The sequence below is a fragment of the Nonomuraea lactucae genome (assembly GCF_003313395.1).
GTDB classification, from domain to species: domain Bacteria; phylum Actinomycetota; class Actinomycetes; order Streptosporangiales; family Streptosporangiaceae; genus Nonomuraea; species Nonomuraea lactucae.
Window position 1 is genome coordinate 36,990 of record NZ_QNFZ01000035.1, and the last position, 18,220, is coordinate 55,209.

28 protein-coding genes and 1 tRNA gene are annotated in these 18,220 nt (G+C 64.2%); 22 read left to right on the forward strand and 7 right to left on the reverse strand.

The genetic code is table 11. The annotated features are described in order from the left end of the window. Positions 1-120: 120 nt before the first annotated feature. Both DQW85_RS02470 and DQW85_RS44040 read left to right on the forward strand, forming a co-directional pair. On the forward strand, positions 121-453 hold the full coding sequence (locus tag DQW85_RS02470) for a hypothetical protein (protein ID WP_162794665.1): 333 nt from the start codon (positions 121-123) through the stop codon (positions 451-453). A gap of 47 nt (positions 454-500) precedes the next feature. Beyond that, on the forward strand, positions 501-644 hold the full coding sequence (locus DQW85_RS44040; RefSeq protein WP_162794666.1) for a hypothetical protein: 144 nt from the start codon (positions 501-503) through the stop codon (positions 642-644). A 256-nt stretch (positions 645-900) separates the two neighbouring features. On the opposite strand, the gene DQW85_RS44045 is transcribed toward DQW85_RS44040, so the two are convergent. Next, positions 901-1,206, reverse strand: coding sequence for a helix-turn-helix domain-containing protein (locus DQW85_RS44045; protein WP_162794667.1), 306 nt, complete (start codon positions 1,204-1,206; stop codon positions 901-903). 72 nt (positions 1,207-1,278) lie between these two features. Here DQW85_RS44045 and DQW85_RS02480 point away from each other — a divergent pair, with 72 nt between their 5' ends. Genes DQW85_RS02480 through DQW85_RS45575 form a run of 3 tightly spaced genes read left to right on the forward strand, consistent with a single transcriptional unit; the run spans position 1,279 to position 3,140 of the window. Further along, positions 1,279-2,109, forward strand: coding sequence for a hypothetical protein (locus tag DQW85_RS02480; RefSeq protein ID WP_113698812.1), 831 nt, complete (start codon positions 1,279-1,281; stop codon positions 2,107-2,109). A 53-nt stretch (positions 2,110-2,162) separates the two neighbouring features. Further along, positions 2,163-2,510 carry a tyrosine-type recombinase/integrase gene (locus DQW85_RS48080; protein ID WP_205314813.1) on the forward strand — a complete coding sequence of 116 codons (348 nt, stop codon included), beginning with the start codon at positions 2,163-2,165 and terminating at the stop codon, positions 2,508-2,510. Continuing rightward, positions 2,511-3,140 (forward strand): site-specific integrase, encoded by a 630-nt coding sequence (locus tag DQW85_RS45575; RefSeq protein WP_275888162.1) that lies wholly within the window; start codon positions 2,511-2,513, stop codon positions 3,138-3,140. Positions 3,141-3,504: 364 nt separating this feature from the next. On the opposite strand, the gene DQW85_RS02490 is transcribed toward DQW85_RS45575, so the two are convergent. From DQW85_RS02490 to DQW85_RS02510, 5 genes are all read right to left on the reverse strand, one after another. Next, positions 3,505-4,530, reverse strand: coding sequence for a DUF4365 domain-containing protein (locus DQW85_RS02490; RefSeq protein ID WP_113698813.1), 1,026 nt, complete (start codon positions 4,528-4,530; stop codon positions 3,505-3,507). Positions 4,531-4,977: 447 nt separating this feature from the next. Then, positions 4,978-5,397, reverse strand: a complete 420-nt coding sequence (locus tag DQW85_RS02495) for an SANT/Myb-like DNA-binding domain-containing protein (protein WP_113698814.1) — start codon at positions 5,395-5,397, stop codon at positions 4,978-4,980. A 246-nt stretch (positions 5,398-5,643) separates the two neighbouring features. Then, positions 5,644-6,102 (reverse strand): cytidine/deoxycytidylate deaminase family protein, encoded by a 459-nt coding sequence (locus tag DQW85_RS02500; protein WP_113698815.1) that lies wholly within the window; start codon positions 6,100-6,102, stop codon positions 5,644-5,646. Beyond that, entirely contained in the window at positions 6,099-6,794 is a 696-nt protein-coding gene (locus tag DQW85_RS02505) for a RibD family protein (RefSeq protein WP_113698816.1), read from the reverse strand. The genes DQW85_RS02500 and DQW85_RS02505 overlap by 4 nt, the downstream gene beginning before the upstream one ends. A gap of 33 nt (positions 6,795-6,827) precedes the next feature. Then, positions 6,828-8,207: an NsdA family TPR-like regulatory protein gene (locus tag DQW85_RS02510; protein WP_205314815.1), complete on the reverse strand. Its 1,380-nt coding sequence runs from the start codon at positions 8,205-8,207 to the stop codon at positions 6,828-6,830. A 179-nt stretch (positions 8,208-8,386) separates the two neighbouring features. Between DQW85_RS02510 and DQW85_RS02515 the strand changes: the two genes are divergently transcribed. The 17 genes from DQW85_RS02515 to DQW85_RS02585 all read left to right on the forward strand — a co-directional run bounded on the left by DQW85_RS02515 (position 8,387) and on the right by DQW85_RS02585 (position 17,854). Continuing rightward, complete coding sequence (locus DQW85_RS02515; protein WP_113698818.1) at positions 8,387-8,704, forward strand: hypothetical protein; 318 nt, start codon at positions 8,387-8,389, stop codon at positions 8,702-8,704. Between the two features lie 121 nt (positions 8,705-8,825). Continuing rightward, positions 8,826-8,993, forward strand: a complete 168-nt coding sequence (locus DQW85_RS44050) for a hypothetical protein (RefSeq protein WP_162794668.1) — start codon at positions 8,826-8,828, stop codon at positions 8,991-8,993. Positions 8,994-9,214: 221 nt separating this feature from the next. Beyond that, entirely contained in the window at positions 9,215-9,664 is a 450-nt protein-coding gene (locus DQW85_RS02520) for a DUF3307 domain-containing protein (RefSeq protein WP_113698819.1), read from the forward strand. Positions 9,665-9,687: 23 nt separating this feature from the next. Next, positions 9,688-9,891, forward strand: coding sequence for a hypothetical protein (locus DQW85_RS44055; RefSeq protein ID WP_162794669.1), 204 nt, complete (start codon positions 9,688-9,690; stop codon positions 9,889-9,891). 163 nt (positions 9,892-10,054) lie between these two features. Then, complete coding sequence (locus DQW85_RS02525; RefSeq protein ID WP_113698820.1) at positions 10,055-10,999, forward strand: hypothetical protein; 945 nt, start codon at positions 10,055-10,057, stop codon at positions 10,997-10,999. A gap of 88 nt (positions 11,000-11,087) precedes the next feature. After that, positions 11,088-11,948 (forward strand): FtsK/SpoIIIE domain-containing protein, encoded by an 861-nt coding sequence (locus DQW85_RS02530; RefSeq protein WP_113698821.1) that lies wholly within the window; start codon positions 11,088-11,090, stop codon positions 11,946-11,948. Positions 11,949-11,961: 13 nt separating this feature from the next. Next, a complete protein-coding gene (locus DQW85_RS02535; RefSeq protein ID WP_113698822.1) occupies positions 11,962-12,168 on the forward strand; it encodes a hypothetical protein in 207 nt (68 codons plus the stop codon). Then, on the forward strand, positions 12,158-12,355 hold the full coding sequence (locus DQW85_RS02540) for a hypothetical protein (protein ID WP_113698823.1): 198 nt from the start codon (positions 12,158-12,160) through the stop codon (positions 12,353-12,355). The genes DQW85_RS02535 and DQW85_RS02540 overlap by 11 nt, the downstream gene beginning before the upstream one ends. Next, positions 12,352-12,726 carry a hypothetical protein gene (locus DQW85_RS02545; RefSeq protein ID WP_113698824.1) on the forward strand — a complete coding sequence of 125 codons (375 nt, stop codon included), beginning with the start codon at positions 12,352-12,354 and terminating at the stop codon, positions 12,724-12,726. Before DQW85_RS02540 ends, DQW85_RS02545 begins: the two co-directional genes overlap by 4 nt. Next, positions 12,723-13,106, forward strand: coding sequence for a hypothetical protein (locus tag DQW85_RS02550; RefSeq protein ID WP_113698825.1), 384 nt, complete (start codon positions 12,723-12,725; stop codon positions 13,104-13,106). Before DQW85_RS02545 ends, DQW85_RS02550 begins: the two co-directional genes overlap by 4 nt. 148 nt (positions 13,107-13,254) lie before the next feature. After that, complete coding sequence (locus DQW85_RS02555) at positions 13,255-13,548, forward strand: RRQRL motif-containing zinc-binding protein (protein WP_205314816.1); 294 nt, start codon at positions 13,255-13,257, stop codon at positions 13,546-13,548. Continuing rightward, the gene (locus DQW85_RS02560) at positions 13,545-13,799 is read left to right on the forward strand and encodes a hypothetical protein (protein WP_113698826.1); all 255 of its coding nucleotides are present in this window, start codon (positions 13,545-13,547) and stop codon (positions 13,797-13,799) included. Before DQW85_RS02555 ends, DQW85_RS02560 begins: the two co-directional genes overlap by 4 nt. Next, positions 13,799-14,215, forward strand: a complete 417-nt coding sequence (locus DQW85_RS02565; protein WP_113698827.1) for an RRQRL motif-containing zinc-binding protein — start codon at positions 13,799-13,801, stop codon at positions 14,213-14,215. The genes DQW85_RS02560 and DQW85_RS02565 overlap by 1 nt, the downstream gene beginning before the upstream one ends. Continuing rightward, positions 14,206-14,802: a DUF2637 domain-containing protein gene (locus DQW85_RS02570; protein ID WP_113698828.1), complete on the forward strand. Its 597-nt coding sequence runs from the start codon at positions 14,206-14,208 to the stop codon at positions 14,800-14,802. Before DQW85_RS02565 ends, DQW85_RS02570 begins: the two co-directional genes overlap by 10 nt. 4 nt (positions 14,803-14,806) lie before the next feature. Beyond that, positions 14,807-16,435 carry a replication initiator gene (locus DQW85_RS02575; protein WP_205314817.1) on the forward strand — a complete coding sequence of 543 codons (1,629 nt, stop codon included), beginning with the start codon at positions 14,807-14,809 and terminating at the stop codon, positions 16,433-16,435. A gap of 31 nt (positions 16,436-16,466) precedes the next feature. Beyond that, a complete protein-coding gene (locus DQW85_RS02580) occupies positions 16,467-16,682 on the forward strand; it encodes a helix-turn-helix domain-containing protein (protein WP_113698829.1) in 216 nt (71 codons plus the stop codon). Continuing rightward, complete coding sequence (locus DQW85_RS02585; protein WP_113698830.1) at positions 16,682-17,854, forward strand: site-specific integrase; 1,173 nt, start codon at positions 16,682-16,684, stop codon at positions 17,852-17,854. Before DQW85_RS02580 ends, DQW85_RS02585 begins: the two co-directional genes overlap by 1 nt. 81 nt (positions 17,855-17,935) lie before the next feature. On the opposite strand, the gene DQW85_RS02590 is transcribed toward DQW85_RS02585, so the two are convergent. Then, positions 17,936-18,009: transfer RNA gene (locus DQW85_RS02590), tRNA-Ala, on the reverse strand. Between the last annotated feature and the right edge of the window lie 211 nt (positions 18,010-18,220).

Genomic DNA, 18,220 nt, shown 5'->3' on the forward strand with positions numbered 1-18,220 from the left:
GGTTCTGAAGGGATCTTGCAGTCTTTGGGGTCAGCGATGCCATCGCCGCCTACAGTGTGGAGTTGCAGCCATGCGGTGAGTGATGGCCGTGGTCCGGGGACTGCCGTGAGGGAGGCGACGGTGACGTCGCTGCTGACGAAGCTGGACCTGGCCGAGGAGGCCGCGCGACAGCAATGCGCTGAGCTGTCCAGGCAGATGGAGGAGCTGCAGGAGCGGTTGGCCGTGGCGCAGCGGCACCTGGAACGACTGTCCATCACGCGCGAGGAACTGACCGCGCTGGAGGCGGACGACGAGCCGGCCGACGCGGGACTCGGCGAGGCCGCCGACGCCCATCCTCATGGTGGTGCGGGCCACCTCGCCCCGGGAACCGGCAGGCACGCCGAGGTCCCCCAGGAGCGTCCGGCCCTGCGGGGGGTTGCGCAAGGACGCGGCGGTGTTGCTGGCCAGCTCTGATGAGCCGCTGCGGGCGCGGGATGTGGTGCGGGCGCTGGGTCAGCAGGATGTCCGCGGCCAGGTGGAGGGGATGCGCGCGGCTCAAGCGGCTGGTGGTCGATGGCTGGCTGGTCGAGCGCGAGCAGGGCTTGTTCGCGATCGCGTCCGAGGTGAACGGGTTCGCCGGCGAAGGGAGCGCCGCCACGAGCTGAGTACGGCGTGCCGGTCTGCCTGCCGGATCAAACAGTGGTGCCGCCGAGTTGCAGCTCTACGGCACCGGGTTGCGTGAACACCCAGAAGACCTAACTCTTTGAAGGCTCGCGCTTTCCGAGCGTAACGCGATAGGTGATCGCTTGGAGGCTGTCGAGCCAAATGACGGCCGCTTCTGCCCAGATGTCCGGGTTTTCGGGGCGGCGGAGGGAAGGCTCGACCATGCCGTCGATGTCATCACGGCGTTCGGCGCCGTCATCAGGGCGCCGAAGCGTTGTCCGGCCACAGCCGGGCAGCCAGAGCGGTCTCCAGCAGGGCGATGGTGGCCACGTCCGGCCAGGATCGCCCGGCCAGCAGGTCGGCGATGGACTGCCGGTTGACGCCGGAGGCGGTGGCCAGGCCGAGCAGGCTCAGGCGGCGTTCGGCCAGGATGCCGGCCAGGGCGGCGGCGATGGCCTGGACGACGGCGGCAGCCGGATGGCGGGCCAGGTCCGCGTGGGGCCAGGCCTGCGGGTCCTCGGCCAGGTCCCGGGGGGCGGCCGAGCGCGCACGTCCTCCGACCATGGCAAAACACTCCTTTCGGTGGATGTCGTCGCGCTCCGTAACGGCTGCTTGTCCTGCCACTACGGATGGGGTGTGACCCTCGATCCCGCGACCTCGGAGAAGATCACCGGCTACCGGCCGCAGAAAGCTCCGCCGGAGTGGGACCACATCTGCGGGCATGTGCGGATGCTGGTCGCCGCCAGCGCTGACCGTTCGCCCTACCGGGTGGAGCGGCTGCTCACCGCGACCACCCGGCTGGCCGTGTGGTGTCACCGCTCCGGCCTGCCGGATGACCCGGAAGTGTGGTTGCGGCATGAGACGATCGACGCGTTCATCCTGACCGGCTGCACCGACCTGGCCCCGAGTTCGGCGCAGACCTACCGCAGCTGGCTGCGGCACATGCGCGCCATGCGCGCCATGCTGGCCTGGCTGGAACGCGGCGAACAGGCGCCGCCGCCGATGACAGCGCCCAAGACGGTCAGCCCGCCGTACTCGCCGGCGCAGCTCGGACAGTTGCGCGGCTGGGCCGAACGCCTGCCCGGCCAGGCCAGAGGCGACGCGCTGGCGTTGATGGCGCTCGCCTTCGGCTGCGGCCTGACCTCCGGGGAGGTGGCCGCCGTCCGCACCGGGCATCTGCGCCGCCTGGACTCCGGCGCGATCGTGGTCACCGTCTCCGACACCGAGCGGTTGATTGTCTGCCGCGCCGCCTGGGAGGACGTCCTGGCCCGCGCCGCCGACCAGCCGGGCGACCGGTTCGTGTTCCGGCCCGGGCGCGCCGCCCGGCACGCCAAGAGTACGAAGCGACCATCTACCCCGAAGGAGACGGCTACACCGGAGCTATCTCCCTCGGGTTCGGCCCCGACGGCAAGCGCCAGCGCCTCAAGCGCAAGGCCAAGACCAAGACAGCTGTCAAGGACAAGCTGATCAAGGCCGTCAAAGACCTTGAGGCAGGCATCACCGCATCGGAGAACTACACCGTGCGCGATGCCGTCAACGACTGGCTCAGCAAGGGTCTCAAGGGCCGATCCGAGAACACCGTCACCAAGCTGCGTATCCTCGCCGAGACACACGTCATACCGGCGCTGGGGAAGATCAAGCTCCAGCAGCTACGCGCCGATCACGTGGATGACTGGCTTGACACGCTCGCGAGCAAGCTGGCCACCACCACCCTGCGGAGATTCACAGCATCCCGAAGAGGGCCATCCGGCAAGCTCAGGCACGTGACCTGGTGCTCAGAAATGTTGCCGAGCTGGTCACCACGCCCAGGGGCACGGACGGACGACCGAGCAAAGCGCTCACCCGGCAACAGGCAGAGGCGGTACTAAATAAAGACCGCCCAGTCTTCCGAACTCCATGCCTACGTGGTCGTCAGCCTCACCACCGGCATTCGCACCGAGGAAGCCCGCGCGCTGCGCTGGGATCACGTCGTCGCCTGGATACCGAACCTCAAGCAGTGGCGACCAGTCACCGAGATGGGGTTCAAGCACAAGAAGTTCGCCATCTACGTATGGCGCGCCGACCGAGAAGGAGGTGACACCAAGACCCGCAAGTCAAGGCGCACGCTGGAACTGCCCAAGCTGGCGGCTCAGGCCCTCCGACAGCACCACGTACGCCAAGCCACACAGAAGCTCAAAGCAGGCGAGGCGTGGCAAGATCACAACCTGGTGTTCTGTACGAACGTCGGCACCCAACTAGACGCGTCGAACGTGCGACGGGCATTCCGCAAGATCACCAAAGAAGCGGGAATCGGAACCGCCTGGAGTCCCCGCGAACTGCGTCACTCGTTCGTCTCCATCACGAGTGACCAGGGCGTACCCATCGTGACCATCGCCGATCTCGTCGGGCACGCGGGCACCAGCGTCACAGAAGCGGTCTACCGGCACCAGCTCAGACCGGTGATCACCAAGGGGGCCCAGACCATGAACACCATCTTCGGCGACAGCCGACACGGGTAGAGAGTCCGACTGAGATGGCTCCCCGATTGGCTCCCATCGACTTCCAGACATGAAAAAAGGGTTCCGGATCAACTCCGAAACCCTGTCCCACTGCATCTTCCTGGTGGAGATGAGGGGATTCGAACCCCTGACCCCTTCGATGCGAAGCATTCGAGTTGATTGCTAGACCTTGAGTTGTGCCTGGTCAACCTGCCTGATCGTGTGCATCGTAGTGCACGGATGGGTCGTCGCGGGCGCCTTTGATGTCACTCAGTTTGTCACTCACTCCCGCGATTGCACTTGAACCAGGGATCACGCGGTGTCGATCAGCTCGCGGAAAATTTGGCAGGAGATCAGGCCAATAAGCCGGGTTCTGATTCATCCTCTAGATTGCTCCCGCGCTACGCGCCTTCCGCTTTCTTCGAGCTATCGCTTCTCGAATGTAATGAAGTAGTATTAGCTTATATCCGAGCGAGGGAACGATAACTCCAACCCAGAGCCAGATGTTTCCCCAGATTATGTCGACTTCATCCTTGCCTCCTCGCGCAAGGAATGGGTTTATGTAGAAGGTGCCGATAATTAGGGCGAAGGCGTAACCCGTAAATCTGGGCATACGCTTGGCCTTGAACTCAAAGAACATCACCAAGGCCAGGATATATGTAAATAGATAAATGTTTCCAACCCATATCAATGGGTCTGCTTCCGAGTAGGCTTGCACAAACCGAACCTGGTGCGGCCATTCGAAGGCCATAATCATGCCAAGGGCCATGAGGAAGGCATACTTGTGAGCTCGCCGGGTGATATAACGTAAGACCTTCTCATGCTTGAGCGCAAAATCGGCGAGAGGCTCAAACAAAGGGTTAGGGTCGTCGACGTCGCGCGGGTTAGCACCGATACTTGCATGCCGTGCTCTTCTAGCACTTTCTATAATCTCGGCCGCAGACGACCGGCGGACCCTCATTCCCTCTACGTCAATGAACACCTCTATTTCGGCGATTACGCCTCGAAGCGTAGAATCACTAAGTATGTTCTCCTTTGGAATTGGGATCCAACTTATTGTGCCGCCGTACTCCTTGAGCACCTTGGTTAAATTGACCCAGAAAAGCTCTTTTGAGCCACGATCATAAACCACACCTATAACAGGTATACGACTTAGTCCCCAATCTTGCGCATGATCCCCTACAGGAATTGCATAACCGTCCGCTCGCCTGTATTTTGCGCCACTCTTAACTTGTACAGCTATTACATGACCCGTCCTCCGACCATTTCGAGTAAACATCACATAGAGATCCTCGCCGTGATCAACTCCGCCATCAATCTCTTGCACGAGGTGGTCGTTATCTTCGAGGAAGGTGCGCAGCGCGTTAACTCCCGCACGCTCAACACGTCGGGTTTTCCTGATTCGTGCCACGCAATCCCTCCTAGGAGGTCACTCAGCACAGCTGATCATATTTGTACACACCGACAGTTCTCCTTACTCTGCCACCTACTTGCCTGCCCGTCTGCCGTCGTCCCACCCGAAGGGGTAGCGGGCCAGCCGCGGGGCTGCCCTGGCCGCGCGCCCGGTGCCAGGGCCCGTGATGGAGCGGAGGCGGCCCCGCGGCTGGTCTGCTAGGGCTTGCCCTGGGACGGCGGCAGACGGGCAGGCTTCCGCCGCAACCTCAACGCCTCGGAACGATCTTGGCCTGCCCGGAGCCGGAGCGCCCCCGCCGGAGGCATGCGGTAACGCCCGCCGGCGCCTGGGCACGCGTGCGCTTAGCGAGCTCAACCCCGTGACCCGAGTTGTGCGCCGCGCGGTCCGGGCGCGAAAGTCTGGCGGGAGTCGTCCCGGACCGCGCCAGCCCAGGTCTCTGGCACCTCAGCTCTCGTCGTTGTCGGCGTAGTTCAGGGCTTCGTCGGTCGGTTCGATGCGGGGTTCGTCGTATCCGAGTTTGCGCAGCCGTGAGCGGATGGCACCGGACTGCCGTTGGAGCTGCTTGGCGATGGCGGCGGGTTTGGAGCCCGATGTGTAGAGATCTATGAGCTGTTGTTCTTCGTCGGGGGTCCATGGTTCGTAGGCGCGGGGATGTTTCTGGCGGAGTTGCTCCAGTGTTGGGCCTTTGCCGACCAACTCGATATCTCTGATCATGGCGATGGCTAACTCCGCCTGGACCTCGCCGTTGTGGAGAAGGTTGATTCGGTCCCCGTTGAACACGATTCGGTCGATCTCCATGGTGATGTCGGAGACTTCCTCGTGGCCGTCTGCGATGAACGCAGCGATCTTGATCTTTAGGGGCATACGTCCATCTTTCGTGATCAATCCAGGCTCGGCCAGTGGTCTGGTTGTCGTGGATTGCTTGCGCGTCTCTCTTGCGGCCCGATCTGCTGGGTTGTCGGGCGAGCCGACGCGGGGCGCGGTGACGCGGCTGAGGTGCTGGGACCCCCAGTCCCAGCACCTCATGCTCTCCCCCAGGTCGGCCGCCCGAGCGGCCCGCTTTCGGGCCGCTTTAAGTATGAGAAGAAAGTTCTCACAGGCCACAGTGGTCTAACTGCTCTCAGGCATACCCACGGAGCGGGCCATATCGGCAAGGTCGCTTAGTTCGGTGACCTCGACGCCGTGAGCTTGGAGCAGCTCGACTCCTTGGCAATCGGCCACGAACAGACTGGGTTCTCGCCATGCGATCACGACGCGAGGAATACCGGCCCTCAGAATGAGGTCTGTGCAGCTCGTTGGTCGCGACTTTCGGGTTGAGCAGGGTTCCAGGCTGCTGTAGAGCGTCGCATGACAGAGAGAGAGCGGATCGGCCCTGGAAAGGGCGGATTCCTCGGCATGGACATGCACGTCAGTGTCGCGTGAGTACCCGCTGGCTATCTCCCGGCCATGCTGGTCCACGATGATCGCCCCAACTGAGAAGGCTGTGGAAGACGACGGGCACTGCTTCGCGAGTTCGATTGCTTTGACAAGCCAGTGATGGTCGGTGTCACTCGCTTCGGATGGGTTCATGAGGTCAAATCCCCGGAGGTCTCTTTGGGCAGGTAGCGGACCAAGACGACATCGCCAATCGTCTGGACTTCGGCGACCTTCATCCGGTGAGCTGTTCCTCCTGGAAATGAGCCGTCGTGAACGAACCTCGGAGCTGTCGAGTCACCCACGAAAATCGGCGCGATAGCGAGATGAATTTCGTCGGCCAGTCCCTGAGTGAGGAACTGCGTGTGGATGGTGCTGCCGCCCTCGACCATGAGACGGCGCACTCCTCGTGCCCCCAGATCATCAAGCATCACGGACAAATCAAGTGCTATGCCGGTGCCGACAACATCGGACAATGAGCCCAAAGTCTCCCGAATCTTCTGGACGACTGAGTCCGGGCAGTAGACGACCTTCTTGTCGCCGTGGTGCCAGAACTTCAGGTCAGGGTCCAAATCTCCGCTTCCGGTGACGGTGACCTTAAGCGGATAGGCAGGGAGCCCTTGGGCTTCTCGGTGGGCTCTGCGCTCCTCGGAGTTGACCAAGAGCCGGGGGTTGTCTTTGCGCATGGTGGTCGCGCCGATCATGATGGCGTCACTCTCGGCGCGGACCTGGTCGACTCGGTCGAAGTCAGCGGCGTTGGACAGCAGCAGCCGTTCAGGGGTGGTGTCGTCGATGTAGCCATCGACCGACATGGCGACGCTCAGCAGGACGTACGGACGCTGGGGCATGGCGGACAATCCTTAGATCGACTTTTCTCGATCCTAAGCCTGTCGCGGCATCAGGACATCAAACGTCTGCCGGAACTCGGAGACAGCGGGGATCTTCGGCCAGCGCTCCAGCTGGGTGTCGAGCCGTGCCAATTCGGTCATGATTCTTGCAGAGCCGGTGGACTCGGCAACCTGGAGCGCTTGGAGACCGGCTTGCGCGGCCTGCTCGGGCTCTCGCGCACCTACATGGGCGAGAGATTCCCGAGCGAGATAGACACCCTTGTCGCGGTGGTATCCGGCCGGAAGCGCGGCGATAGCCGTACGGAAGTCCTCGGCGGCCTGCTGATGCTGGCCAAGGGCGTACCGGCCGCGTGCTTGGTGGACGTCGACGTAAGCGTCGTCCATCCACACACCCCAGGTCGAAGCAGGGTCGGGGTCAAGGTTCGCCAGGATGTCGTGAGCCCGATCAAGCTCCCGCTCGGAACCGGCGGTATCACCCGCAAGGGCATGGCCGTACCCACCGAACGTCGCAGCGATGGCACCCAGCCGGGTATCCGGGTGAGCTTGCGTACTCGCCGCTGCGGCAAGGTCGATCGCGGTCGTTGCATCCCCCATGTCCCCCGCGAGCTGGCTCTTGCGCGCGAGGATGTACGTCGTGATGTCCCGATCGGCGGTCGCATACGACCACTCGAGGGATCGGTCCAGCCAATACTGAGCTGACCGGAAGTCGCCCGCGTCCTGATACAGCCAGCCGCAGAACTCGGCGTATTGGGTCTGGATGTAGAGCAGCTCTCGGGCATCGGACCCCTGATGGACCTGGCGGAGTTGCTGAAGGGCGCCGATCTGGCTCTCAACAGTCGGGATGGCGCGGAGCGGCCCCAAGAGGTTGTCGTTGTCGATGAGGACCTGGCGGAGCTGGCGGAAGTGCTCAGCCGGATTGAGGTCCGGGGCCGCAGCGAATCGAGATGCCGGAGTCCTCGACTGTGCGGCGGCCGAAGGGCTAGCGGCCGTTGCCGCGATCGCGCCCAAGCCAATTCCGCCAAGGAACGTACGGCGTGGCAGAGTCACGAAGATGATCCTTCCGTCGTGGGTACGGCAGGGGATCGTGACCCCCGCCTCCCCTGACTCTGCGGGGAAGTCGGGCATTTGAGCTAGAACCTGGCGCGTGTTGGCCACATGGTCACCGATGTTGGCCACATGGTCAGATGGACGAATGCCGTTCGGCTCTCCGATGGCACCCCAGAGACGGATGAGCGCGCCGGATGCTTTCAAAACGTGATCAAGCGCTTCGGCGACTTCGCGGGGAGGCTTACGCTCACCCCGTTCGAGTTTGGCCAGATAGCTTGGATTGTACCTGACCAATTTTCCCAAATCGGTCAGCGACAAACCCTTGCTGTCGCGGCGGACTCGCAGTTCGTAACCCCAGAAGTCCAAGGGGGAACGCTGGGGAGATAGAGGCTTGCGTGCCTGTCCCATTCCACCTCCATGAGGTCTATGTGGCCTTCCGCCGTGGCCACATCGAAACTATCGCCGAATTCGATGGTACGGGGCAACCTGCAATTACGGGAGTTCGCGTCACAGGGACGCGGCCCTAAATCAGAAAGGTGAGCTCTGTGAAGCTCTTCATCGACGTCACCGGCAAGTCGTTCATGGTGACGAAGGAAGCGGTCGAGAAGTCCGACCAGAACGGGCGTCAGAAGTCCGAGCGGGAGACCGGCCGACCGATGTGGGTCACGCAGGTCATGGCGCTGGACGAGACGGGCGGCGAGATGATCAACGTCACTACGGCCGGTGAAAGGCCCACGGTGACCGTTGGTTCTCAGATCGCCCTGTTCAAGCTGGAGGCACTGCCTTGGGCGACCAACGGTCGCAACGGCGTGGCCTTCCGCGCGGCTGACATCAAGCCCGCTGGTGCTTCGGCCAGCAAGTAGACCGCATCCCCGACGTGCGCCAAGGAACAGCGGCGAACGGCCACCCCACGCAGCAGGTTTACACCTGCTCCTGCGGAGCGATCAGCTCCAGTCCGATCAACACAACCACAACAAGTCATCCGTGATCACGATCAAGGAGGGCGTAATGGGACTCAACATCGCTGGCAAGGACGTGGTTTGTCCCGAGTGCGGGCAGACGGACAGCTTCCAGATCACGTCCATGGATTCGCGTGGCGGCGAGGTTACGTGCCTCGTCTGTGGCACCGACTTCTACTTCACCTCGAACTAGACGCGTACCAGGGCGCCCTACATAGCGCCTAATCACATCGCTGTCCGGAGAGTCTCTGCTACCTCTCCGGCCTGATTGCTCGGTCGCCCGGGATCGGTCCTGCCTACGCATGAGGACCGGTCTCGGCGTGCCCTCAAAAGGAGGGTCTCACCTGGCTATCCCAGGTTCCTACTGAGCCGTAATCGGCTCGAATCCACAGACGTACAGAAGGAGTCGTCCTCGTGACGAACACCGCTGACTTCGCTGCGATTTTCGTGACGCTCTACGCCGCACACAGCGTAGGAGATCACTGGGTTCAGACCCACCATCAGGCGTGCGCCAAGGGCGCGCCCACCATCGCGGGACGGCTGGCGTGCCTTCGGCACGTGGCCACTCTGACCATCACCAAGGTCATCGCGTTGGCCGCGCTCGCGCTGACCACCGGCCTGACGACGGAGCCGTTGCTCCTGGTTGCTGGGCTTGCGGTGGATGCGTTCTCGCACTACTGGGCTGATCGCCGCACCACACTGGCTCGGCTTGCCGAGGTCACCGGTCACGGCGACTTCTTCCGGATGGGGCAGCCCCGACCTGGCACCAACGACGCCGTACATCTCGGCACTGGTGCCTACGCCCTCGACCAGTCCTGGCATGTGGGCTGGCTATTCATCGCCGCACTCATCATCAGCGCGTAATCCAACCAGAAGGGATCTCCACCATGGGCTGGCTCTTCAAGAGTCGCGAAGACGCGATCACATGCAACTCCGATGCCGCTGCCAATGCGTGGCGCAAAGCCGCTGAGGCTCAGAAGGCCGGAGACCACGAAGCTTCTAGGGCATGGACTGATTGGGCGCGTGACTGCGACCAGACCGCAACCAGATTCGCCAACGGCGACTACGACGACGTTATCCAGAATCCCTGATCACGGGCATGAATCGTCGTTCGCACAAAATGTGCGCGAGGGCGCGAATCTGTCTGGATCCGGCCTCGCGCAATCATCACGATCAACGTAAGCGGGACCGTATCGCCTGCTACAACGCACGGCCCCGCTCCAACCCCCCACCCTCGCCACGAGGAGGAGAGCCATGTCCAAGCGTACCTTCGGGACGCGCCACACCAACAGAGGCGGCATCGGCCGTCGCGGTAGCTCCGTCACGATGATTCAGACCAACGTGCAGTACAGCTACCTACGCACAGCGAAGATCACCTTCTATGTCGTGATGGCCATCGTCGGCCCCTTCGCCGCCGTGATCTCCACTCACTACCTGCATCCGCTCGCCGCCGTTCCACTCGGCCTGGTGGCCGGCACCATCGCTGGCGGCCTCATCGCCTGCATCATCGCCATCTGGCCCGTCCTGCGTGCCATCTGGTGGTGGCTGCCGGAAATCACCCTCGCCATGCTGCTGATCGGCGGCTGGGTGTACCTCCAAGACCAGATCAACCCGATCCTCACGGGCGTCATCTACGCCAGCATCATCGCCACCATCGGCCTCATCCCGGCCCTGCGCCGCTACACGCTGGCGCTGCTGTGGTGCCTGATCGTCCGGCACCGCCTGCGCACCTGCTTCAACACCTTCCTCCCCACCGACCGGCACGGCCACCTACCCTTCATCGGCTTGGCCAAGCCCATCCCGGTCGGGGAACGCGTCCGGGTCTGGCTTCGTCCCGGCCTGTCCCTGGAGCAGCTCGAAACCCAGCTCGGCAAGATCGCCGTCGCCTGCTGGGCCACCTCGGTCACCGTGACCAAGGCCCGCACCTCCAACTCCGCCGCCATCTACCTGGACATCAAACGCCGCGATGTCCTCGGCGGCCTGGTCGGCTCCCCCCTCACCGAGGACCTGCCGACCGACGTCCCGGCCATCACCCGGCCGGTCGCCACCGTTCCGGCACAGCTTGACCTCGCTGACGTGCCGGACACCCACGACACCGAACCCACCGAGCGTCCGGCCAAGAAGAACGGCCGACCCCCGGCCGTCACCGGCACCCCCGCCAAGACGGCCACGGACAACCCCGACCTCGACTGGATCTGAGGCGTCGTCCGCTACCGGGAGAACCTCGATTGCCCCTCCCGGTAGCACCTCTCACATCGCCTTGAGACACGTAAGAGGTGACGCTGCCATGCACGCGGCTTTCCCCGACCCCCCGGTCACGATCCCGGTAGCGCCGTCAATGTCCATGTTCGACCCGGTGTTCATCGGGATCGACGAATTCGGCAACCCGGCCTACCTCGACCTGGTCTACCACAACCTGCTGGACGCCGGAGAACCCGGCGGCGGCAAGTCCGTACTGATCCAAAACCTCGTCGGGCACGCCTTCCTGTGCCACGACTTCACCCCCGTCCTGCTGGACCCCAAATGGGTCGAACTAGGGATGTGGATGGAAGCCGCCGAAGCAACCGGCGGCGTGTTCGTCGGCCCTGACATCGACAAGGGCCTTCGCGTCCTGCGGCGTCTGCAAAAGGTGATGGACCGACGCTACTCCTGGCTGGTGGCGCACGGCCGCCGCAAGTTCCTGCCGAGCGACCTCATCAAAGTCATCGCCATCTTCATCGACGAACTCGCCTACTACACAGCCACCACCGGCACTCCTGAGCAGCAGAAAGAGTTCATCGCTCTCGTCCGCGACCTGGTCGCGCGAGGCCGCGCCTGCGCCATGCCGGTCATCGCCGCCACTCAACGCCCGAGCGTGGACATCATCCCCACCTCGCTGCGCGACCTGTTCGGCTACCGGGCAGCCTTCCGCTGCACCACCCCCAACAGCTCCGACATCATCCTCGGTCACGGCTGGGCCTCGGCCGGATTCAACGCCCAAGCCATCAGCCCGACCACACCCGGCGTCTTCTACCTCATCGCCGAAGGCGGCATCCCCCACCTGGTCAAAGCCGCCTACCTCACCGACGCGCAAATCCACCAGCTCGTCGACTACGTCACCTGGATCCGCCGCAACGGCGACCAGGTCCCCGTACCCCTGGCTGCCTGAACGGAGAACCACCATGCCCGACGACCACCACACGGTCCCGATCCTGGGTTGGGTGCCCTGGCCCGACCAGCCACTCCACGACCTGGAGCTCCTCGCCCTGTGCTGCCCCGAGTGCGGCAACAACGAACTCGTCGAGATCTCCATCACCACCGACCGGCGGGGACGCGAAATCGCCCTGGAATGCGACAACTGCGGGGAGGTGTACCCCGATGCCCGCTGACCTTGATCCTGGCGTTGCCTGGCTGGAAAGCCCGCAGATCATCGGCCACACCCGCTGGTACGACGAACTTAGCCGTCCCTACACCTGGTGCCTGCCCATGTTCTGGCTCAAAACCGACACCAGCGAGGCAACGGCGATGACCGTCCCGGCCTCCGCCTACGACGATCCCGAGTGGAGGCCGTTGTGATCCACAAGGTCTACCACCCCAACGGCAGCCCCGACCTTCGCCGCTGGGTCGTCCAGTGCGACAACGGCTGCCCCAACACCATCGCCATCCTGAACGCGACACGTTCCGGCTGGCTCATCGGCAAACGCGAGAACTCGAACTGTTACTGCCCCGCCTGCGCCGAGGTGTTCGCCATGTGCCTGATCTCCTGGGCGCTGGTCTGCCCAGCCTGCGGCTCCCCGCAGCTCACCCTCGGCACCGACAGCCACGGCACCGCGGAACTCATCCTGTGCGACGGCGAATGCCGCTCCACCTACCTCGCCGCCGGCGGCTGGCACTGCGCCTGCTGCGGCGACCCCATCACCATCACCGACGAAGGGATCGACCAATGACCTCCTCACCGCCCGAGCACGGGTCCTACAACGACCCCATTCTCGATCGGCTCCACGAGGCCGCACAGCGCATCAAGCGCGCACACGAGGAGATCCGGCTCCTGGTCGCCTATGCCCGCCACTTCACCGGCTACCGGCCCTACCGGCTGAGCGACCTGGCTACTGCCACCGGCTATTCCATCTCCGGCGTCCGCACCGCACCTACCCATCGCGATCGAAATCGGATTTCTGAACACGTCATTGGGATGGGTCTGGAGTGTCTCTCTCCGGAGGAGTTTCTGATGCTCCTCGATCAGTACCTCCTCATCGAGGAGGCACGCGACTACACCAGCGAACGTGATGTCGATCCCGAGCAGTGGGTCGAAGAAGTCCCGTTCTAGCTCCGGCGTGGGGCCGGATCTCTCGCCAAAGAATCTCCGGCCCCCGCCCCACTAAATCCCACTCCGCCTAGTGAAGAGGAGTAGAACCACCATGCACACTAGCCCCCCGCAGGCTGCGCGGATACCGCAGCTAGATCGGCTCAACGCCATGCCCGGTACCCGTGTGCTGTTCTATGACCCCACCGGCAGTCAGTACGGCCTGCCCACCTACCCCTGGAAGTGGGCCCCTAAGCACCTGAAGACCCGACGCCAACTTGCCGCCCTCGGCCTGCGCCCCGGCGGACAAGCCCCCGTCGCCCAGATCATGTGGCGCAAAGGCGGCCGCGTCGCCTACCTCTACGACATCGCCCGCGCACTGCCCAAGCGCAAGCCCACCAGCAAGCAGCTCGCCGCCCTCGACAAAGCCCTGCGTGCGCGTCGCACCAAGCGGAGCGCATCATGAGCCGCTCGACCGAAAACCCCGACTACGCCGCGTTCCTCAAGCGGATCATCCGCGCCTACACCAAGCGCATCGCCGACGGCGACATCGAGGCTCTCGCCAACCTGTCCGGCGTTGTTGCCGAACTCGACCACGCCATCGCTCAAGCCGTTACCAAGCTCCGTGCTGAGTACGGCTACTCCTGGGCCGACATCGCCCGCCCCCTCGGCATCACCCGCCAGGCCGCGCAACAGCGCTGGGGCGGTGACACCTGATGACCGGCCCCCGTATCCCCCAACTCGACCACGTCACCCGCACCAAGGGCGTCTACCTGGAGTTCTACGACCCTGACGGCATCCGTCACGGCGGACTCCCCACCTACCCCTACCGCTGGGCTCCGCCCGGTCTGCTCACCGTACGACAGCTGCGCGCCAAGCAGCTGCGCCCCGGCGGCCAAGACATCGCCGCACAGATCATCTGGCGGAAAGGCCGGCGCGTGGCCTACCTCTACCGCGAAGACCTCGCCAAGCCCAAGCGCACCGCCACCCCGGCACAACTGGCCGCCATCGCCAAAGCCTTACGAGCTCGGTGTATCTGCTCCACCTGCCACACAGAAAAGCCCTACTACATCGCCCGCTCCCTGGGCGAATGCAACGACTGCGCCGACAAGTGGAGGTTCACATGCAGCTGAACACCCCACGCGCCTCCCGCAGCGAACAGCTCGAATCGCGCGTCCAGCTTCTCATCCTGCTCCTGGTCGGCCTCATGGCCGGAGCAGCCTCCTTCACCCACGTCCACGACTGGACCATGGTCAACAGCCCCGAAGGAACCGGCGAATGGTTCGGCTGGGCCAACGCCGTCATCTCCGAACTCACCCCCACCGCCTCCGGCCTGGAAGTCCGACGCCGCAAGCGCAACGGCCAACCCATCGCCTACCCGATGGCCGTTCTCATCGCCTCCGCAGTCTTGTCCGTCGCGGCACAGATTGCGGTCGCCAAACCCCACCCCACCGGCTGGCTGATCGCCGCCATCCCCGCACTGGCCTTCCTCGCCCTCACCAAACTCGTGCTCTCACGCACCGCCACCACCGAACCGGCGACACCCCAAGAGGCCACCACACCCGAACCTGACCCGGAAACCACGCCTCAACCTGCGGTGGCGCCCCTCGGCCACGAGCGTCAGGATCACGCGCACACCGACCACCGCAACCCCCAGGAGCGGCCCTCAGCCCTGCCGGTCTTGCACCTGCCCACTCCCGCCCTGGAAGGACAGCACTAAGCCCATGCCCACCCAGCTCGACACCGTTTCGGCGCTGGCTCTCACCCCCGGGACCGCTTCTCCAGGCCCGGGCGTGGGGGCGAACACCGAAACCCGTCTGTCCAGCCCCTTCGCGCACGAACCTCGCCAGCACATCCGCACCGCCCTGGAACGCGCCGCACGCCCCGACTACGCCGCCTGGCTCGGCCACGTCGAATCCGCAGCCGCGTGCACGAACCCGATCCGCCTGCACGGCAACCTCGCCACCGTCGATGTCCGTACCGGCGAGATCCTCGCCAACCGACACACCTCCGCTCTGCCGGACGGCGTCCTTTACAAGGCCTGCGGTAACCGCCGCCACACCGTCTGCCCCGCCTGCGCCACCACCTACCAACACGACGCCTACCACCTCGTCCGTGCCGGACTCGTCGGCGGCAAGGCCATCCCCGACACCGTCCGCACTCACCCGGCCGTCTTCGCCACCCTCACCGCCCCCTCCTTCGGCCCCGTCCACACCCGCGACGTGCGCCACTGCGCCTGCCGCGACAAGACCCGCTGCACCTGCCGCCCCGCCCCCTGCCACGCCCGCCGCGACAACCCCACCTGTCCCCACGGAAGGCCGCTGGCCTGCTGGCAACGCCACGCCCCCGGCGACGAACAGCTCGGCCGGCCCCTGTGCGTCGACTGCTACAACTACGCCCACCACGTCGTGTGGAACCACCACGCCGGAGAACTCTGGCGCCGCACCAAGCAACATGCCGAACGACACCTCAACCAGCTCGCCCGGCAACGCGGCCTGCCCCGCATCCGGCTCTCCCACGGCAAAGCCGCCGAATACCAAGCACGCGGCGCCGTCCACTTCCACATCCTGCTCCGCCTGGACGGCATCGACCCCGACCAGCCTGAGGCCATCACCCCGCCCCCCGGCGGCATCACCACCGACGACATCACCGCCGCCGTCACCCTGGCCGCCACCACCATCGCCTACACCACCCCCTCCCACCCCGACCAGCTCGACGGCTGGCCCATCACCTGGGGCGACCAGCACGAGATCCGGCCCATCACCCTGTCGGCCTCCGGCGACGCCCTCGACGACCAGGCCGTCGCCGCCTACCTGGCCAAGTACTCCACCAAAGGCACCGAAGCCACTGGCCACACCTCCCGCAGGCTCACCGCCGACACCATTGACCTGTACGCCAACCCCCACGGCACCCACCCCGAACGGCTCATCGCCGCCGCCTGGACGCTCGGCCACACTTCCGAGTGGAGAGGATTACGCCGGTGGGCGCACATGCTCGGCTTCGGCGGACACTTCCTCACCAAAGCCCGCCGCTACTCGATCACCTTCGGCTCCATCCGCGAAGAACGAGCCGCCTACAAGCGCGCACGAGCCCTCAACAGCACTCCCTCAAGGTCAGAGGGTCACCCCGAAACATCGCGCTTTTACCGTCAAGGAGACCTTGACACCAAAACCGAGGAAACAACCCTGATCGTCGGATTCCTCACCTATGCAGGCACTGGCTGGCACAGCACCGGTGACCAACTCCTCGCCAACACGGCAGCGGCACAAGCCCGCGAACGCACCCGAGCAGGACACGAAGAACTCGCCCACCACGCCAGGGAACAGAGCTCGTCCACACCGCTCGCCGCCTGACCAACCCTCAGAACGCGAATGGAGCACCACCATGCCCACCGCAGGTAAGGTCGTCCGCTACCCGGGCCAAGCGCTCTACGACGTCGACGAAACCGTCATTGTCCTGCGCCTGTCCCGCCGCTACCTCTACCAGGAGATCCGCGCTGGACGACTCCGCACCGTCAAGGCCGGACGCGCCCGACGCATCCCGGCCGACGCCATCGCCGAGTACGTCAAACTCCTGGAGCAGGAAACGCAGGTCGCCTGATGCCCAAGCAACGCTCACACGGCGACGGCGGCCTGTACTGGAGCGAAGCCCGCCAACGCTGGATCGCCGAAATCACCATCGGCTACACCCCCGCCGGCCGACGCATCACCCGCAAAGCCGCAGGACGCACCAAGACCGAAGCCAAGAACAAACTGAAGGAAGTTCTCCGAGACCTGGAAGACGGCACACTGACCGAGTCCGGCAGCTACACCATCAAGCAGGCCGCCGAGGACTGGCTTGAGTACGGTCTCACCGGCCGTGACCCTCAGACCATCGAGACAAACACGATCCTGTGCCGAGTCCACATCATTTCAGATCTTGGCGCTCGTCAGCTCAAGGATCTCAAGGCCATGGACGTCGAGAAGTGGCTAAGGATCAAGGCCCAAACACTCAGCACGCGAACCCTGCAAGCCCTCTACTCCGCGTTGAGCCGCATCGTCAAACGCGCCATGGCTCGCGAGAAGGTGAAGCGCAACGTCGTCGAGCTCTGCACTATCCCCAAGGGCCAAGGCGGAAGACCGTCGCGATCACTGACCTTCCAGCAAGCCCTTGCCATCCTCAACGCATCCAAGCACCACCGCATGCATCCTTACATCGTGGTCTCCCTTCTCACCGGAGCACGCACGGAGGAACTACGTGACCTTCGCTGGGACCACGTCGATCTAAAGGGCAAGCAAGCTGCTCTTGGCAAACCGGTGATACCTCCGCACATCGCCGTCTGGCGGTCAGTCAGAGCAGGGAGCGACACCAAGACCAAGAAATCACGACGTACGCTCGCCCTACCCACGCGGGCCGTGGAGGTGCTCAAGCAACAAAAGCGCCAGCAAGCCCAAGAGCGTAAGGCGGCTGGTCAGCGCTGGAAGGAACACGGGCTCGTCTTCACGAGCACTATCGGCACCCCTCTTGATGCCCACAACGTACGGCGCGAGTTCCGCAACGCCATCAGAGGAATCAAGGGCATCTACGCCGACGCATGGACACCACGAGAGCTGCGACACAGCTTTGTATCTCTGCTCTCTGATGATGGCGGTCTTTCCATCGATGAGATCGCGAAGCTGTGCGGTCACGCCAGCACCACTGTGACCGAGACCGTTTACCGCCACCAGATCCGGCCTGTCATTCAGACTGGTGCGCTGGCCATGGACCGAATCTTTGACGGCAGGGACGTCTAGTCCTGCAACATGTCACTCAGTTTGTCACTCAGAAGATCACAAAGGCCCTTCCGGATCATCCGAAAGGGCCTTTGACCTGGGTGGAGATGAGGGGATTCGAACCCCTGACCCCTTCGATGCGAACGAAGTGCGCTACCGGACTGCGCTACATCCCCAAGAACCTCGACCAGGTTAGCAAACTCCCAGAGGTTCTCGCGCCATCCTCAGTCGCCGACCGCCCGTGCGGGCGGGTCCGCGTACTGGTCGAAGAGGACGTCGCCCTGGCGGGCCGTCAGTTCGATGATCTCGGCCTCCGCCTGTTCGGCTGCGAGCCTGGCCGCGCGGCGCTGCTCGCGGAGCCGGCGCGCGCGCTCGGCGCGGGCCTGG

Coding starts and splice junctions, on each gene's coding strand:
- DQW85_RS44040 (WP_162794666.1), top strand. CDS start 501: ATGTCCGCGGCCAGGTGGAGGGGATGCGCGCGGCTCAAGCGGCTGGTG.
- DQW85_RS44045 (WP_162794667.1), bottom strand. CDS start 1,206: ATGGTCGGAGGACGTGCGCGCTCGGCCGCCCCCCGGGACCTGGCCGAG.
- DQW85_RS02495 (WP_113698814.1), bottom strand. CDS start 5,397: ATGCCCCTAAAGATCAAGATCGCTGCGTTCATCGCAGACGGCCACGAG.
- DQW85_RS02500 (WP_113698815.1), bottom strand. CDS start 6,102: ATGAACCCATCCGAAGCGAGTGACACCGACCATCACTGGCTTGTCAAA.
- DQW85_RS02505 (WP_113698816.1), bottom strand. CDS start 6,794: ATGCCCCAGCGTCCGTACGTCCTGCTGAGCGTCGCCATGTCGGTCGAT.
- DQW85_RS44055 (WP_162794669.1), top strand. CDS start 9,688: ATGGGCTGGCTCTTCAAGAGTCGCGAAGACGCGATCACATGCAACTCC.
- DQW85_RS02525 (WP_113698820.1), top strand. CDS start 10,055: ATGTCCAAGCGTACCTTCGGGACGCGCCACACCAACAGAGGCGGCATC.
- DQW85_RS02530 (WP_113698821.1), top strand. CDS start 11,088: ATGCACGCGGCTTTCCCCGACCCCCCGGTCACGATCCCGGTAGCGCCG.
- DQW85_RS02535 (WP_113698822.1), top strand. CDS start 11,962: ATGCCCGACGACCACCACACGGTCCCGATCCTGGGTTGGGTGCCCTGG.
- DQW85_RS02540 (WP_113698823.1), top strand. CDS start 12,158: ATGCCCGCTGACCTTGATCCTGGCGTTGCCTGGCTGGAAAGCCCGCAG.
- DQW85_RS02550 (WP_113698825.1), top strand. CDS start 12,723: ATGACCTCCTCACCGCCCGAGCACGGGTCCTACAACGACCCCATTCTC.
- DQW85_RS02555 (WP_205314816.1), top strand. CDS start 13,255: ATGCCCGGTACCCGTGTGCTGTTCTATGACCCCACCGGCAGTCAGTAC.
- DQW85_RS02560 (WP_113698826.1), top strand. CDS start 13,545: ATGAGCCGCTCGACCGAAAACCCCGACTACGCCGCGTTCCTCAAGCGG.
- DQW85_RS02565 (WP_113698827.1), top strand. CDS start 13,799: ATGACCGGCCCCCGTATCCCCCAACTCGACCACGTCACCCGCACCAAG.
- DQW85_RS02570 (WP_113698828.1), top strand. CDS start 14,206: ATGCAGCTGAACACCCCACGCGCCTCCCGCAGCGAACAGCTCGAATCG.
- DQW85_RS02575 (WP_205314817.1), top strand. CDS start 14,807: ATGCCCACCCAGCTCGACACCGTTTCGGCGCTGGCTCTCACCCCCGGG.
- DQW85_RS02580 (WP_113698829.1), top strand. CDS start 16,467: ATGCCCACCGCAGGTAAGGTCGTCCGCTACCCGGGCCAAGCGCTCTAC.
- DQW85_RS02585 (WP_113698830.1), top strand. CDS start 16,682: ATGCCCAAGCAACGCTCACACGGCGACGGCGGCCTGTACTGGAGCGAA.